Annotated in this window: 1 protein-coding gene; it reads left to right on the forward strand. The window is 48.9% G+C overall.

The features are described 5' to 3' along the window. Window positions 1-88 precede the first annotated feature (88 nt). Window positions 89-503: oligogalacturonate-specific porin KdgM family protein (locus CWM53_RS20105; RefSeq protein WP_227521720.1), on the forward strand; the 415-nt coding region annotated here is incomplete at its 3' end.

Raw genomic sequence — 503 nt, forward strand, 5'->3', positions numbered from 1 at the left:
TGTCAGGGGAGGATATCGGGCGGGAAGCCACTCTTACGAGTCCCGCTATAAGATCAGCCAGGGATGGGAAACAGGCTGGTGGGCGAGTATGGAGATGGATAACAAAAACAACAAAAATAACCATCAGGGCAACCAGGGTACCGACAGAGCTGATGGTTCCCATTCTTTTGGCGACAGCACGGTTGATTATAATGAAATAGAGGCCAACTATAGCTGGCCATTCGCCGATAAGTGGGTGTTTCAGCCTGGCGGCATCTATCACTGGAGCAGCAAAGGCACTCAGCTACGGCCTTATCTGCGCGTTAATTATAAAGCCACCCCCGACCTTACCTTTGGGCTGCGTTATCGCTATGACTACAACACTTATGAAACGGCAAATAGTGTCGGTGAGTCGCATCGGGATAGCGTCAATCGTCTGGATTTATATGTTGCCTATAAATTTAATGCGAAATGGAGCGCCTTATATCAAGGCACGGTCTATCGCCACGTCAATGACGACTATA

The organism is Klebsiella sp. A-Nf5 (assembly GCF_002810545.1).
GTDB classification, from domain to species: Bacteria; Pseudomonadota; Gammaproteobacteria; order Enterobacterales; family Enterobacteriaceae; genus Klebsiella; species Klebsiella variicola.